Source organism: Halorubrum laminariae (genome assembly GCF_024494655.1).
Lineage (GTDB): Archaea > Halobacteriota > Halobacteria > Halobacteriales > Haloferacaceae > Halorubrum > Halorubrum laminariae.
Genome location: NZ_JANHDL010000012.1, coordinates 35,752 through 48,200, shown reverse-complemented (window position 1 = coordinate 48,200; position 12,449 = coordinate 35,752). Strand labels below are relative to the sequence as shown.

The window sequence follows — 12,449 nt, the reverse complement described above, 5'->3', positions numbered from 1 at the left end:
CGCGACAGGATCCGTGGCTGACCACTACGTGTACGTGATCGAGTGCGCCGACGGGACGCTCTACACCGGATACACCACCGATGTGGAGCGGCGCGTCGCCGAGCACGACGCGGGCGAGGGCGCGAAATACACCCGCGGGCGGACTCCCGTGACGCTACGCCACGTCGAGTCGTTCGATTCGAAGTCGGCCGCGATGTCCAGAGAGCACGCGATCAAATCGCTCACGCGCGCGGAGAAAGAGCGGTTGATCGGGTCGGGACCGTCGTCGGACGCCTGATCGGGTCGGGATCGCCGGAAAACGCCTGACCGCGATCACTCCACCAGTCGTTCGATCTCCGTGACGAGGATGCCGCTCGCGCCGACGGCCTTGAGGTCCGAGATCGTCGCGAACACGTCGCGCTCCTCGACGACGGCGTGGACGGCCACCTTCCCGTTGCCGTTCTCGTCGGCCTCCACGTTCATCACCGTCGGACCGCCCAGCCCCGGGATCACGTCTTTTACCTCGTCGAGACGGTCCGTCGGCGCGTTCATCATCAGGTAGCGGCGGCCGTCGGCCGCGAGCACGGACTCGAAGGCCGTCCGCACCTGTTCGACCTTCGGATCGTCGGCGACATCGGCGCGGGCGAAAAGCCGCACCGACGAGGCGAGCACCTCGTCGATCACGGCGAGGCGGTTCACCTGTAGCGTCGTCCCCGTCGAGGTGATGTCGACGATGGCGTCCGCCATGTCGACGTGGGGGGTCAGTTCCGTCGCGCCCGTGACGGTGACCACGTCGGCGTCGACGCCGACGCGCGCGAGGTAGTCGCGGGTGACCGTCGGGAACTCGGTGGCGATTGTCGCGCCCGCGAGGTCCTCGACGGCCGTGATGTCGCCGTCCTCGGGCGCGGCGAGCACCAGTCGGCAGGAGCCGTAGCCCAGATCGAGGAGGTCGACAAGGTCGTTATCGTCGGCCGTCTCGGGATCGTCGGCGACGCCGCCGGACTCCGCGGCCTGATCGAGGCCGGTGACGCCGAGGTCGGCCGCCCCGTCGCGGACGTATTCGGGGATGTCAGCTGCACGCGCGAACAGCACCGTCACCTCGGGATCGACCGTGTCGGCGTACAGCTGTCGGTCGGCGGTCTCCTCGACGTGGAGCCCGGCACGTTCCAAAAGCGAGAGCGTCGGATCGTGTAAGCGGCCCTTGTTGGGGACGGCGATACGCATGCTCGACGACTCGCGGGGCGCGCGGGAAACGTTTTCGTCCGGGGCGAGCGCAGCACGAGTGGTCGAAGAGGGCTCACGCGAACACCGTTCGCGTGGGTCAGTCGTATTCGAAGAACACGGCGTTTTCACTGCTCCCGTTGGTCGCAGGAAAACGGGCCGGGAGGGATTCGAACCGTATGAAGACGTGCTCGCTCACTACGTTCGCTGCGCGCGACTCCCCGGGTTCGAATCCCTCCCGACCGGTTCACTCGACGATTCGCGTTGCTCACCGTCTCGTTGCACGGGCCGGGAGGGATTCGAACCCCCGACCGTCCGGTTAAAAGCCGGACGCTCTCCCTAACTGAGCTACCGGCCCAGACACGAACCGGTAGGGTCAGACCACGGATAAACGTTTAGAAAGCGTGGCGCTACTGGGAGCCGTCTGCGAAGTAGTCGTCCAGCGCGGCCGCGGCGATGTCGCCGGGAGCGCGGCTCTCGTTCGAGGCGCGCCGCCGGAGTTCGACGTACGTGTTGAGCGGGAGGTCGACGCCGACGTGACCGAGCTGCACGCCCGCCTCGCGAACCGCGCTCTCGACGTCGCCCCCATCGTTGACCGCCGAGGCGATGGATCGGACCTCCCGAACCGTCAGGTCGCCGTCGATGGTCGCCCACGCGAGCAGGTAGCGATCCGTGCCACCGAGCCGCGCTATGTGCTTGGCGGCGCTCGGCGCGATCTTCCCGCTCGCGACCTGTCGGCGGATCGCCTGTGGGAGGTCGTGGACGCGCGCCCACTTGCGGATGAACGCCACGCTCACGTCGTCGCCGGCGCGTTCGGCCGCCGCCTTGTACGAGCCGACGCCGCGGACGAGCGCCGCACACGCGGCCGCACCGCGCAGCATCAACACGTGATCGTCGTCGCCGACGTCACCCGCCGAGAAGCGAGCCACCGTCTCGGCCGCCTCTGCGACGCTCTCCGGATCGTCGGGGTCGAATCCGACCGCCTCGGCGGCGCGCTCCCCCGTAACTGTCGGGTCCGATCGGACCACCGGCTCCCCGACGGGCGAGCGACGGTCCGCGCGTGAATCCTCGGTCATGTGATGTCCTTCGTGGCCGCCTATATAAGCGACCGGCACTCGGGCGGGGTTCGGGGGTTCGCTTCCGGCAGGGCTGCGCGACGCGCGAGTCGAGCGGGGCGGCGAACGCGCGCTGAACTCAGTCGGCCAACTCGAAAGCGATCTCCACTTCGGCCTGATACTCCCTGTCGACCGCGTCCTGTAACTCGACGCCGAACTCTTGGACTTCCGCCCAGTAGACGTTTTCGAGCGTGTCCTCGGCCCGATCGATCGCGTCGTCGGCCGCGGCCTCGAAGCTCTCCTCGCTCGTGCCGATCATCGTGATCTTCTTAAATACCATGTCACATGTTGATTCGGTACACGGGGATTTGAATGTATCCCCGACTGCGATCGATGAAGAGCCAGCGGTCGCGTCGGCTAGGGGCTGCCCGGTGCGCCTTCCATCACCGCGAAGTCCGCGCCGTCGTCTTCGATGCCGATGACCGCCCAGTCGTACGGCGGCTTCTTCGAGACGAGGCGGTCCCGCAGGTCGCCCGCGTTCTTTCGCCACGTGACGAAACAGCGCAGCCGATGGGCGTCGCCGCCGTCCGCGAGATACGTATCGAGGTCGTCGTCGGGACACAGGGTTGTCACGAGGACGCGCCGCCACTTCCGCTCTGCGACGAACTCGCGCCCGCCCTCGCTGACGGTGTATCCGAGTTCACGAAAGACGTCTCTGGCCTCCGTCGTCGGTGGGATGCTCGCAGGGGCCATCTGTCTCGACGTTGGCCACCATCTGTGATAAAGGTTCTCACGATTCTGGCGCGCAAGCATGCGGTGGGCTCACTCGTGAGCCGCATCCCACTCGTCCGGCTTCTTGACGTTCCCGCAGTCGGTACACTGGATCCGCCCCATCGTGTCCATCGCGGTGTGAAGCGAGTCGCAGTTTCCGCACCGGAACCCCCAGCGCGACGATCCGTCGGCGTCCGCGAACACGACGTAGAAGGGGCCGTCCGCGCCGCGTTCGGCCAGCGTCCGGTCGGTGTACACGCGCTCACCGTCGGCGGTCATCGAAGCGTCGAGATTCATACGACACGGTATCGTCCGGACAGGCTTAAAAACGCGACTCGTCGGACCGAACGCGACGCGTCACGGGATCAAGCGGTGGTGCGCCGGTGAGCGGCCGACAGGCCGCGAACCGTCCGCGAGGTCACCGGCGCTTTGCGCCGGTTGCAAGCGAGAGCGCCGCTCTCGCCTTGGAGCCGCGCGGCGAGGGTGGGGAGGCATGAGGTGCGGTCGCAGTACTGTGGGAGAGGAACACGCCCCAGCCGCGAGAAATCGACACCCCCGCTGCGCCCACCCGCTCATCGCGCCACCTGCTCGTCGCGTTCTCGCTCACGTCGGGAGATCGGTCACGTCCGGAACGACTCACCGCAGCCGCACTCGGAGACGACGTTCGGGTTCTCGACTTCGAAACCGGCAGCCTGCAGACCGTGTTCGTAATCGAGCGTACTCCCGCCGATGTAGTTTTGACTCGCGGGATCGACGAACACGCGGAGCCCGTGGTGTTCGACGACGAGGTCGTCGTCTTCCGGTTCCGTGTCGAACCGCATACCGTATGAAAGGCCCGCACAGCCGCCCTGCTGCACGAACAGTCGCAGGCCGGCCTCGTCGGTGTCGAGCCCCTCGCCCTCCAGCAGAGAGATCGCCTCGGCCGCGGCGTCGGGGGTCACCTCGATCGCTGGATCGCTTCCACCGCCCTCCGTGTCGGCCGTCTCGGTACTCATACTCTCTCGTTCCATCCGAGCGGCCAAAACCCTGCCGGCGACAAACCGACCGGTGTGACCCCGAGTGGTTACACCGGCCGGGCCCGAAGAACGGGGTCAGGTGCCGTCAGTCGTCGGCCGACTCGCCGACTGCCACGGAGTCGTCCACATCGACGCGCTGTGCGGTGAGGTCGCCGTCGCGCCAAGTTCCCCGTCGATACCACGCGTAGGCGACGACCGCGCCGACGACGTTCGACACCGCGAACGACAGCCAGATCCCCGTCTCGCCGATCGCACCGGCGGCGACCCACGCGATCGGGAATCGGACGATTCCGAGCATCAGCACGGAGATCGCCGCCGCGGTGAGCGTCTTGCCCGCGCCGCGGAAGCTTCCCGTGTACGCCCGCATGATCCCGATGAATCCGAACGTCAGCGCGACGATCCGGAGAAACTGTGCGCCGACCGCGGTCACGCGGGCCGCGTCGGCCTGATCGGCACCGACGAACACCGACACGATCTGCTCGGGGACGAGGAACACGACGACGCCGGCGAGAGTCAGGACGGCGAACAGCGTCTTCGCGGCCAGCGCCGCCGCCCGTTCTGCTCGGTCCGGCTTCTCGGAGCCGATGTTCTGACCGGTCATCGTCTCGACGCCGCGGGCGACCGCGATGGCCGGGAGGAAGATCACGGAGAAGACCCGCGTCCCGATCCCGTAGGCGGCGACCACCGGATCCGGAAACAGCGCGACGATGAACAGGAGCAGGTTCATCGAGACGGCGCGGCCGGTTCCCTCGACGGACGCCGGCAATCCGATGCGGACGAGCCGACGCAGGTACGTAAAGTCGGGGACCATGTCTCGGAGGTTGATCTGCACGCCCCGCTCCCCTCGGAACATGACCGCGAGGCCGACGACGAGCGCGAGTGCCCTAGAGAACACCGTCGCGATCGCCGCTCCCTCGATCCCGAGCGCGGGGAAGGGACCCCACCCGAAGATGACGAATGGGTCGAGGACGATGTTGAGCACGACGGAGCCGAACATCACCAGCATCGGAGTGATCGTGTCGCCGTATCCGCGCATGAGCGCGACGAACACGGCAAAGCCGAACATCGCGACGAGCCCGAGCGAAACGACCTCCATGTAGCTCGACGCAAGCGGTAACACGTCCGCGGACGCGCCGAGCAGCCCGAGAAAATCACCGACGAAGCGATAGCCGACGACACCGAGAAGCACCGAGGCGATCACGGCGAACGTCACCGTCTGCGAGGCGGCGTACTCGGCCCGATCCTCGTCTCCCGCGCCGGTGTGTTGCGCGACGAGCACGCTGCCGGCGACGGAGATACCCATGCCGAGCGAGATGAGCAGGAACACGATCGGGAACGCGAAGCTGATCGCCGCCAGCGCGTCCGTGCTGTACTGCCCGAGCCAGAACGTGTCCGCGAGGTTGTAGGCGGTCTGGAACAGGTTTGTGACGACGATGGGCATCGAGAGGAAAAAGAGGGGCTTCCCGATCCCGCCGGACGTGAGATCGAACTCCGACGGCCCCTTGAACAGCGCGCCGATGCCGTCACCGATCCCCATCAGCGGGAGCCTCCAAGGAGTCCGGCTGCTGGGTGGTCGTCTGTCGTGTGCATGTAGTACTTACTAACTAGTAAGTCAAAAGGCTTCGGAACATCGAATATGTGCCATATATCTCATCGGTAGCCCTATATATCGGGTATTACGGACTGACTATCTGATCGTTTTTCGAGCGTTATCGCCGGATCGGCGCAACGGTTATTCGCCCGTGGACGTAACTGACGCCACATGAGCGAGCTACCGGACGGAACCGCCGCGGACGGGAACAGCGACATTATGCAGGCGACCTACCGCGCCCTCCGCGATCACGGCTACGCGGACCTGACGGTACAGCGGATCGCCGACGAGTACGGCAAGTCGACCGCCGCGATCCACTATCACTACGACACGAAAGAGGATCTGCTCGCGGCGTTCTTGGATTACCTCCTCGCCCGGTTTGTCGACGCGATTCGCGACATCGAGACGACCGATCCCGACGCCCGCCTGTCTCTGCTTCTCGACGAACTGCTCGCGAAGCCGGCCGAGACGCAGGGGCTCTCCGTCGCGCTCTTAGAAATGCGGAGTCAGGCCCCGTACAACGACGCGTTCCGCGAGCGCTTCGCGCAGAACGACGAGTACGTCCGGTACGCGCTCAAGGCCGTGATAAACCACGGCATCGACGAGGGCGCGTTCGCCGATGTCGACGCCGAGCGCGCGGCCCACGCGCTGCTGTCTATCGCCGACGGGGGGCGGACCCGAGCCGTGGTGTTCGACGACATGAGCGAGCTCGAACTCGCCCGACAGACCGCAAGCGAGTACGTCGACGCGACGCTGCGGTGACACACTCCCGACGGCCACGACCGAGGTCGCACAGGCCGAAATCGAGCAGAGTCCGAAGGGTTCGACGCGTTCAGGGCTCTCCGATCAGCGGGGAGAGATCGTGGAGACTGTCGATCTCGGCTGCGGGTTCGACATCGAGGTCGAGGGCCGAATTGTGCTCGCGCCGGACGAACACGGCGTCGAGACCGGCACGTTCGGCGGCGATAACGTCAGTGGCGCGGTCGCCGACGTAGAGGCCCCCGGAGGCGTCGAGCGCGTCGAGCGCCTCGTCGAGGTAGTGCGGATCCGGCTTACGACGCCGGAACCCGTCCGGACCGAGATCTCGGCCGCGGGCGAAGGCGAACGCGTCGAGCCCGAAGTGGTCGACGACGAACTCGACGGTTGGATCGTAGTTGTTGCTCACGAGCCCGATCTGTGCGCGGTCGGCCAAGTCGTCGAGGGCGTCCACGTCAGGGCAGAGCCGTCGCGCCCCGGCTGCCAGTCGCTCGATTGAGCGCGTCGCGCTGCGATCCTCTCGTGCTCTGAAGAAGGCGGGCGGATCGACGCCGAGCGTCTCGCAGGCCGCTCGAAAGTCGTCGTCGTAGGCGTCTCGCGCCAGCGTCGAGCGCATGTCCACGTCCGCGCTGAGACCGCGGTCCGCAAGCACGTCGTCGACCGCGCGGGCGTGGACCACGCTGTCGGTTCCCCAGCCGTCGAGGATCACGCCGTCCATGTCGAAGAGGACTACTTCGGGATCGGACGCACCGACCGCTGTCATCGGACCATCCTCCGAGCGGACGCTGAGATCGCTTCGCTCGCTATCACCACGCCGAGGATGACGATCAGGATCGTCGCCACGGACTGCCACGCGAAGGCGTTGACCGCCCGGAACAGCTGGACGCCGATACCGCCGGCACCGACGAACCCGAGGATCGTCGAGTCGCGAACGTTGATGTCCCAGCGGTAGACGCTGAGGCCGACGAGCGCCGGCTTCACCTGCGGGACGATGCCGTAGAGCAGCACCTGCACCGAGGAAGCACCCGCGGCGCGGACAGCCTCCACCTGCCCGAAGTCTATCTCCTCTATCTCCTCGCCGAGCAGCTTTCCGAGGAACCCGACCGACCGGAACGCGATGGCGACCGCGCCAGCGAGTGGACCGCTGCCGAACACGACGACGAAGATCAGCGCCCAGATGATCGTGTTCACCGACCGGCTCACGGTCACGATCAGCTTCCCGAGCCAGTAGGTCGCGACGTTCGGTGTGGTGTTCTCGGCCGCGAGCAACGCGACCGGAACCGCGAGCACGAGCGCGCCGGCGGTGCCGAGTGCGGCGATGTGGATCGTCTCGATCAGCGGCTCCACGATCTCCGGAGTGTACGCGAGGTCGGGCGGATACATCCGCGTGAGGAGATCGCGGATCTCGCGGGGGACCGTCTCGACGTTCGTGATCCCGGTGTCGAGGTACCGCCACGAGGCGGCGAACACGACGAGCGCGCCGAGAAGCCCGACGAAGCGTCCGAACCGTCGGCGTCGGTCGAACCGCTGCCACGTCCGTCCGGCGTCGACGCCGGCCATCACTGGTACCTCCGTCTGACTATCGCGCTTACCCCCTCCGCGACGAGCACGACCGCGAGTATCGCGATGAGGATGGCGCTGACGTACTGGTAGGAGTAGCGGTTGAACGCGGTGAGAAGCACCGATCCGATCCCGCCAGCCCCGACGATTCCGACGATCGTCGAGGTCCGGATGTTGATGTCCCAGCGGTAGACACTGAGTCCCGCGAACCGGGGAATTATCTGGGGAACGACGCCGTACGCCAGCGTCTGCAGCGGCGACGCACCGGTCGCACGAACCGCGTCCACGCTCCCCATGTCGATGTCTTCCAAGTCCTCGGCGAGCAGCTTCGCGAAGAAGCCGACCGTCTTGAACGTGATCGTGATGACCCCGGCCAGCGGACCGAGCCCGACCGCCTTCACGACGAGGATGGCGACGATGATGGCGTTGAGCGCGCGCGAAAGCGAGATAAACCCGCGATTGAGGTAGTACAGCGGCTTCGGCGAGAGGTTCTCCGCGGCCATGAACGCGACGGGGACGCTGATCGCGATCCCCGTGACCGTCGACACCATCGCCATCGCGACGCTTTCGACCATCTTGTCGACGATCCGCTGGGTCTGGCGGGGGGTCGCCTCCGGCGGGAAGAAGTCGCCGAGCAGCGTCAGACTCCGACCGGCTCCCTCCACGATGCGCGACGGATCGGCTCCGACGCTCAACGCGGACCAGAGGAAGAACGCGGCGAGGCCGAGGTAGGTCGCCCACTTGATCTCTCGCCGGCGAAAGGCCGTGGGCCGCCGCCAACTGCGCTGTTCGGCCGCCATCTCAAGGCCCACCCGACGCCGATCGATCGGGCGTTCCGCCGTTGGCCGAGACGACGCCGTCGGCGGGAACGCGCACGCCGTCCGACGCGGCGTCACCCTGAGACGCGCCGTCAGCTGTCGCGTCCGCCGGACGCGGCGCGTCCGATTCCGGCGGATCGCCGCCGCGGTAGACGCGATCGAGCGCCCCGTCTTGAAGATCGGCTGGCGGTCCGTCGAAGACTATCTCGCCGTCGTGGAGTCCGACGATCCGGTCTGCGTAGTCAGTCGCGAGGTCGACCTCGTGGATGTTGATCAACACGGGAATGTCCTGCTCGGCCGCGATCTCTGTGAGGAGCCGCATCACCGTGTTCGATGTCTCCGGATCGAGACTGGAGGTCGGCTCGTCGACGAGAAGGATCGTCGGCTGCTGGATGACCGCGCGGGCGATGCCGACGCGCTGGCGCTGCCCTCCAGACAGCTCGTCGACGCGCTTGTTCTCCATATCCCCGAGGCCGACGCGCTCTAAGATCTCGTAGGCGCGCTCGATGTCCGCGGGCGGGAACGACCGGCGGAACGCCTGCCAGCCCGAGACGTATCCCAGCCGCCCCGTGAGCACGTTCTCCATCACCGTGAGCCGCTCGACGAGGTTGTACTCCTGAAAGATCATCCCGATGTCGCGGCGCGCCTCGCGGAGCCCGTCGTCGCCGAGCGCTGTCAGGTCGGTGCCGTCGAGTTCGATCGATCCCGCTGTCGGCTCGGTGAGACGGTTGACACACCTGATGAAGGTACTTTTTCCAGCACCGCTCGGCCCGATCATCGCGGTCGTCTCGCTGCCGTCGATCGAGAGATCGATCCCTGTCAGCGCCTCGTCGCCGGTCGGGTACGTCTTCCGCAGGTCGGTCACGTCGAGTGTCATCGATCGATCACTCGCTCAGCGAGCCCTCGGTGTACTCGACGCCGTTGTACCGCTGGATGACCATGATGTCGTACCAGTGGCGACGGTACTCGATAGGGACGTACTCCTCGTAGCCGGTGCGCTCGGCGTAGGCAGTGCCAGCGAAATTACTGTCGAGCCACGCCGCCTCGATCCCCTCGATGATATCTGGGTGGAGGTTGTACCGGTACGCGATGGGACCGTTCGGGAACGGGTTCGACGCCCAGACAACTTTGAAATCGTCGAAGCTCAGGTCGCTCGTCCCTTCGACGGTATCCTTGAAGCAGGTCGAACAGATCGGCCCGGCGTCGTAGTCGCCGGCGGCGATCCCGCGGGTGGTCTGCGAGTGACCGCCCGAGAAGTTGACTTCGTAGTCTTCGCCGGCCGTCACGTCGAAGTACTGATCGAAGAGCGCCGACGGTGCTTGGTGTCCGGAGTTCGAGGAGGGCTCAGCGTGTCCGATACGGACATCGTCGTCCGCGAAGTCATCGACGCTCTGGATGTCGTCGGCATCGGTCCGGGTCGTCGCGAACAGGCGGTACCCGAAGGAGCCTCCGGGCGCGATGCCGGCCGTGAACGGGACCGCCCCGCAGAGGTTGACCGCGTAACACGTCGCCCCCGTCGCGAAGTTCGCGATGTGCGCTCGCTCCGATCGCATCGCCTCGACGGAGGCGGCGTAGCTGTCGACGCGGTTGTACTCGACCGGCAGGCCCGTCTCCTCCTCGATGCGGTCGAAGACGGCTTGGAAGTCCTCCTCGTAGCGACCCTGTACGTCCTCGCTTGGGCTTTCCGTGAACACGAGCGTGTCCGGTTCGAGCCACTCGGTCTCGTCGTCGGGTGTCTCTCGAACGGGCTCGCCGTGGGGAACCTCGTCGACCTCGCGACTCCCCATCTGCTCCAGATCGGTCCGACTACCACGCTCGTATCCCGCCTCGATGAGCGGCGACGCGAGGTAGTTGTTCTCCTCCCAGTTCGGCTCCTCTGCCTCGAACGCGCTCGACTCTGCCAGCATCGGATCGCCCGACTCACCCGAGCTTCCACTCGCTCCGTCGTTTCCGTCGGAGCTGCTGGTCCCAACGGTCTCGCCGGATGATCCGGTGTCGCCTGACCCGCCGGAACAGCCGGCCAGTCCAGCGACCGCGGCCGCGCCGCCGAGGCTGATGAATCGTCGTCTCGAACTCGATCCCGTCCGTTCGCGAGGGTCGTCCGACATTACGGCCGAAACACGCCATTTCGCGGGTAAGAAGTCTGCTATGAACCGTATAGCGTCGTTCGTTCCGCTCGTCAGTGTAGAGGAGTGCTACCGACCGACACGTTGCATCCGGACGGGTCTAGATCGGTACGGACGAGCCCAGATACGTACTGACGGGTCCAGTGCGGGCCGAACGGCTATATATCGCTCCGGAGCCGAAGCGACGCCGGACGGAGCCGAGGGAGACCTACCCAGACCGAGATGTGCTACTCGAACCGCTTCCGGACGCTCTCGGCGTGCGCCTCCAGCCCCTCCGCCTCCGCGAGCGTCGTGATCGTGTCCGAGAGCTCGGTGAGCGCGTCGCGGTCGAGCCGCTGGACCGTCGACGAGCGCAGGAACGTGTCGACCGAGAGCCCGCCGTAGCGCTTCGCGCCGCCGTTCGTCGGGAGCACGTGGTTCGTCCCCGCCGCGTAGTCGCCCGCGGCGACCGGCGAGTACGGCCCGAGGAATACCGAGCCGGCGTTCGAGATCCGCGAGAGCAGTGCCTCGTCGTCGTCGGCCACGATCGAGAGGTGCTCTGCGGCGTACTCCTCGGCGAACAGCACGGTCTCGGGCATCGACCGCGCGCGGAGGACGCCGGAGGCGTCGTTGTCGAGTGCGGCGCGGATCGTCTCCTCTCGCTCGCGGCCCGCGGCCTGCTCGTCGACCGCGTCGGCAACCGCGTCAGCGAGGTCGGCGTCGTCGGTGACCGCGACCACGGAGGCGTTCGGGTCGTGTTCGGCCTGCGCGACGAGATCGGCCGCGACGAGGTCCGGGTCCGCGGTGACGTCGGCGAGCACGAGCACCTCGCTCGGGCCGGCGAGGAAATCGATCTCCACGTCGCCCTGTACGACCGCCTTCGCGGCTGTGACCCACTTGTTACCGGGACCCACGACTTTCTGCGTGTTCGTCACCGTCTCCGTCCCGTACGCAAGCGCCGCGATCGCCTGTGCGCCGCCGACTTGGTACACCGCGTCCGCGCCGGCCTCGGCGATCGCGGCGAGGGTGACGGGGTTGAGTTCGTCCGCAGGCGGGGTCGCGACGGCGACGTGGTCGACGCCCGCCACGGTCGCGGGGATCACGCCCATCAGCGCGCTGGAGGGATACGCCGCCGCGCCGCCGGGGACGTACACCCCGGCGCGGTCGATCGGGCGGAACCGGCGGCCGAGCTCGCGGCCGTCGAACTCGTCGCGCCAGTCCTCGGGACGCTGTCGCTCGTGGAACGCGCGGACGTTGGCCGCGGCGTCGCGGACCGCGTCGAGCACGGGGTCGTTCGCGTCGTCGAGCTCTGCGTGGGCGCGCTCGGCGTCGTCGGTGACGTCGATGTTGCCGACGGCCACGCCGTCGAACTCCTCGGAGAACTCGCGCAGCGCTACGTCGCCCTCCTCGCGCACCCGAGCGACGATGTCGCTCACGTCGTCGCGCACCGCCTCGACACCGGCGTCGCGCTCGAAGAAGGCGCGGCGCTCGGCCGGTGAGAGGTCGGCGACAGTTCGTACGTTCATACATTCATCTCCGCGCCGCGGCCAAAAGGAGATTCCGACTCGGACCGGCAC

15 protein-coding genes and 1 tRNA gene are annotated in these 12,449 nt (G+C 66.9%); 2 read left to right on the top strand and 14 right to left on the bottom strand.

Going from position 1 to position 12,449, the window contains the following annotated elements; genetic code table 11:
• Positions 1–13: 13 nt before the first annotated feature.
• Entirely contained in the window at positions 14–277 is a 264-nt protein-coding gene (locus tag NO887_RS15395) for a GIY-YIG nuclease family protein (RefSeq protein WP_256419092.1), read from the top strand.
• A 35-nt stretch (positions 278–312) separates the two neighbouring features.
• On the opposite strand, the gene hisG is transcribed toward NO887_RS15395, so the two are convergent.
• The 8 genes from hisG to NO887_RS15355 all read right to left on the bottom strand — a co-directional run bounded on the left by hisG (position 313) and on the right by NO887_RS15355 (position 5,579).
• Positions 313–1,203: an ATP phosphoribosyltransferase gene (hisG, locus tag NO887_RS15390; RefSeq protein WP_256419091.1), complete on the bottom strand. Its 891-nt coding sequence runs from the start codon at positions 1,201–1,203 to the stop codon at positions 313–315.
• A gap of 281 nt (positions 1,204–1,484) precedes the next feature.
• Positions 1,485–1,558 (bottom strand) — tRNA-Lys (locus NO887_RS15385).
• A gap of 52 nt (positions 1,559–1,610) precedes the next feature.
• Complete coding sequence (locus tag NO887_RS15380; RefSeq protein ID WP_256419090.1) at positions 1,611–2,276, bottom strand: DUF7119 family protein; 666 nt, start codon at positions 2,274–2,276, stop codon at positions 1,611–1,613.
• Between the two features lie 118 nt (positions 2,277–2,394).
• Positions 2,395–2,595 (bottom strand): dodecin, encoded by a 201-nt coding sequence (locus NO887_RS15375; protein WP_256419089.1) that lies wholly within the window; start codon positions 2,593–2,595, stop codon positions 2,395–2,397.
• A gap of 77 nt (positions 2,596–2,672) precedes the next feature.
• The gene (locus NO887_RS15370; RefSeq protein WP_256419088.1) at positions 2,673–3,008 is read right to left on the bottom strand and encodes a DUF7116 family protein; all 336 of its coding nucleotides are present in this window, start codon (positions 3,006–3,008) and stop codon (positions 2,673–2,675) included.
• A 69-nt stretch (positions 3,009–3,077) separates the two neighbouring features.
• On the bottom strand, positions 3,078–3,323 hold the full coding sequence (locus NO887_RS15365; RefSeq protein WP_256419087.1) for a DUF5816 domain-containing protein: 246 nt from the start codon (positions 3,321–3,323) through the stop codon (positions 3,078–3,080).
• 323 nt (positions 3,324–3,646) lie between these two features.
• On the bottom strand, positions 3,647–4,021 hold the full coding sequence (locus NO887_RS15360) for a HesB/IscA family protein (RefSeq protein ID WP_256419086.1): 375 nt from the start codon (positions 4,019–4,021) through the stop codon (positions 3,647–3,649).
• 106 nt (positions 4,022–4,127) lie between these two features.
• A complete protein-coding gene (locus NO887_RS15355) occupies positions 4,128–5,579 on the bottom strand; it encodes an MATE family efflux transporter (RefSeq protein ID WP_256419085.1) in 1,452 nt (483 codons plus the stop codon).
• Positions 5,580–5,804: 225 nt separating this feature from the next.
• Between NO887_RS15355 and NO887_RS15350 the strand changes: the two genes are divergently transcribed.
• Positions 5,805–6,395, top strand: a complete 591-nt coding sequence (locus NO887_RS15350; RefSeq protein ID WP_256419084.1) for a TetR/AcrR family transcriptional regulator — start codon at positions 5,805–5,807, stop codon at positions 6,393–6,395.
• 70 nt (positions 6,396–6,465) lie between these two features.
• Here the strand turns inward: NO887_RS15350 and NO887_RS15345 are convergent, their stop codons facing one another.
• From NO887_RS15345 to hisD, 6 genes are all read right to left on the bottom strand, one after another.
• The gene (locus tag NO887_RS15345) at positions 6,466–7,152 is read right to left on the bottom strand and encodes an HAD family hydrolase (protein ID WP_256419083.1); all 687 of its coding nucleotides are present in this window, start codon (positions 7,150–7,152) and stop codon (positions 6,466–6,468) included.
• On the bottom strand, positions 7,149–7,949 hold the full coding sequence (gene phnE / locus NO887_RS15340) for a phosphonate ABC transporter, permease protein PhnE (RefSeq protein ID WP_256419082.1): 801 nt from the start codon (positions 7,947–7,949) through the stop codon (positions 7,149–7,151). The genes NO887_RS15345 and phnE (NO887_RS15340) overlap by 4 nt, the downstream gene beginning before the upstream one ends.
• Positions 7,949–8,749 (bottom strand): phosphonate ABC transporter, permease protein PhnE, encoded by an 801-nt coding sequence (gene phnE, locus NO887_RS15335; RefSeq protein ID WP_256419081.1) that lies wholly within the window; start codon positions 8,747–8,749, stop codon positions 7,949–7,951. Before phnE (NO887_RS15335) ends, phnE (NO887_RS15340) begins: the two co-directional genes overlap by 1 nt.
• Position 8,750: 1 nt before the next feature.
• The gene (gene phnC / locus NO887_RS15330; RefSeq protein WP_256419080.1) at positions 8,751–9,644 is read right to left on the bottom strand and encodes a phosphonate ABC transporter ATP-binding protein; all 894 of its coding nucleotides are present in this window, start codon (positions 9,642–9,644) and stop codon (positions 8,751–8,753) included.
• A gap of 7 nt (positions 9,645–9,651) precedes the next feature.
• Positions 9,652–10,875 carry a phosphate/phosphite/phosphonate ABC transporter substrate-binding protein gene (gene phnD, locus NO887_RS15325; RefSeq protein ID WP_256419079.1) on the bottom strand — a complete coding sequence of 408 codons (1,224 nt, stop codon included), beginning with the start codon at positions 10,873–10,875 and terminating at the stop codon, positions 9,652–9,654.
• 245 nt (positions 10,876–11,120) lie between these two features.
• Complete coding sequence (hisD, locus tag NO887_RS15320; RefSeq protein WP_256419078.1) at positions 11,121–12,398, bottom strand: histidinol dehydrogenase; 1,278 nt, start codon at positions 12,396–12,398, stop codon at positions 11,121–11,123.
• Positions 12,399–12,449 lie beyond the last annotated feature (51 nt).

Excerpts from the sequence above, each read along its gene's own strand:
- NO887_RS15355 (WP_256419085.1), bottom strand. The coding sequence starts at position 5,579 with ATGGGGATCGGTGACGGCATCGGCGCGCTGTTCAAGGGGCCGTCGGAG.
- phnE (WP_256419081.1), bottom strand. The coding sequence starts at position 8,749 with ATGGCGGCCGAACAGCGCAGTTGGCGGCGGCCCACGGCCTTTCGCCGG.
- NO887_RS15370 (WP_256419088.1), bottom strand. The coding sequence starts at position 3,008 with ATGGCCCCTGCGAGCATCCCACCGACGACGGAGGCCAGAGACGTCTTT.
- NO887_RS15380 (WP_256419090.1), bottom strand. The coding sequence starts at position 2,276 with ATGACCGAGGATTCACGCGCGGACCGTCGCTCGCCCGTCGGGGAGCCG.
- NO887_RS15350 (WP_256419084.1), top strand. The coding sequence starts at position 5,805 with ATGAGCGAGCTACCGGACGGAACCGCCGCGGACGGGAACAGCGACATT.
- phnD (WP_256419079.1), bottom strand. The coding sequence starts at position 10,875 with ATGTCGGACGACCCTCGCGAACGGACGGGATCGAGTTCGAGACGACGA.
- NO887_RS15345 (WP_256419083.1), bottom strand. The coding sequence starts at position 7,152 with ATGACAGCGGTCGGTGCGTCCGATCCCGAAGTAGTCCTCTTCGACATG.
- phnE (WP_256419082.1), bottom strand. The coding sequence starts at position 7,949 with ATGGCCGGCGTCGACGCCGGACGGACGTGGCAGCGGTTCGACCGACGC.
- phnC (WP_256419080.1), bottom strand. The coding sequence starts at position 9,644 with ATGACACTCGACGTGACCGACCTGCGGAAGACGTACCCGACCGGCGAC.
- hisG (WP_256419091.1), bottom strand. The coding sequence starts at position 1,203 with ATGCGTATCGCCGTCCCCAACAAGGGCCGCTTACACGATCCGACGCTC.
- NO887_RS15365 (WP_256419087.1), bottom strand. The coding sequence starts at position 3,323 with ATGAATCTCGACGCTTCGATGACCGCCGACGGTGAGCGCGTGTACACC.
- NO887_RS15375 (WP_256419089.1), bottom strand. The coding sequence starts at position 2,595 with ATGGTATTTAAGAAGATCACGATGATCGGCACGAGCGAGGAGAGCTTC.
- NO887_RS15360 (WP_256419086.1), bottom strand. The coding sequence starts at position 4,021 with ATGAGTACCGAGACGGCCGACACGGAGGGCGGTGGAAGCGATCCAGCG.
- hisD (WP_256419078.1), bottom strand. The coding sequence starts at position 12,398 with ATGAACGTACGAACTGTCGCCGACCTCTCACCGGCCGAGCGCCGCGCC.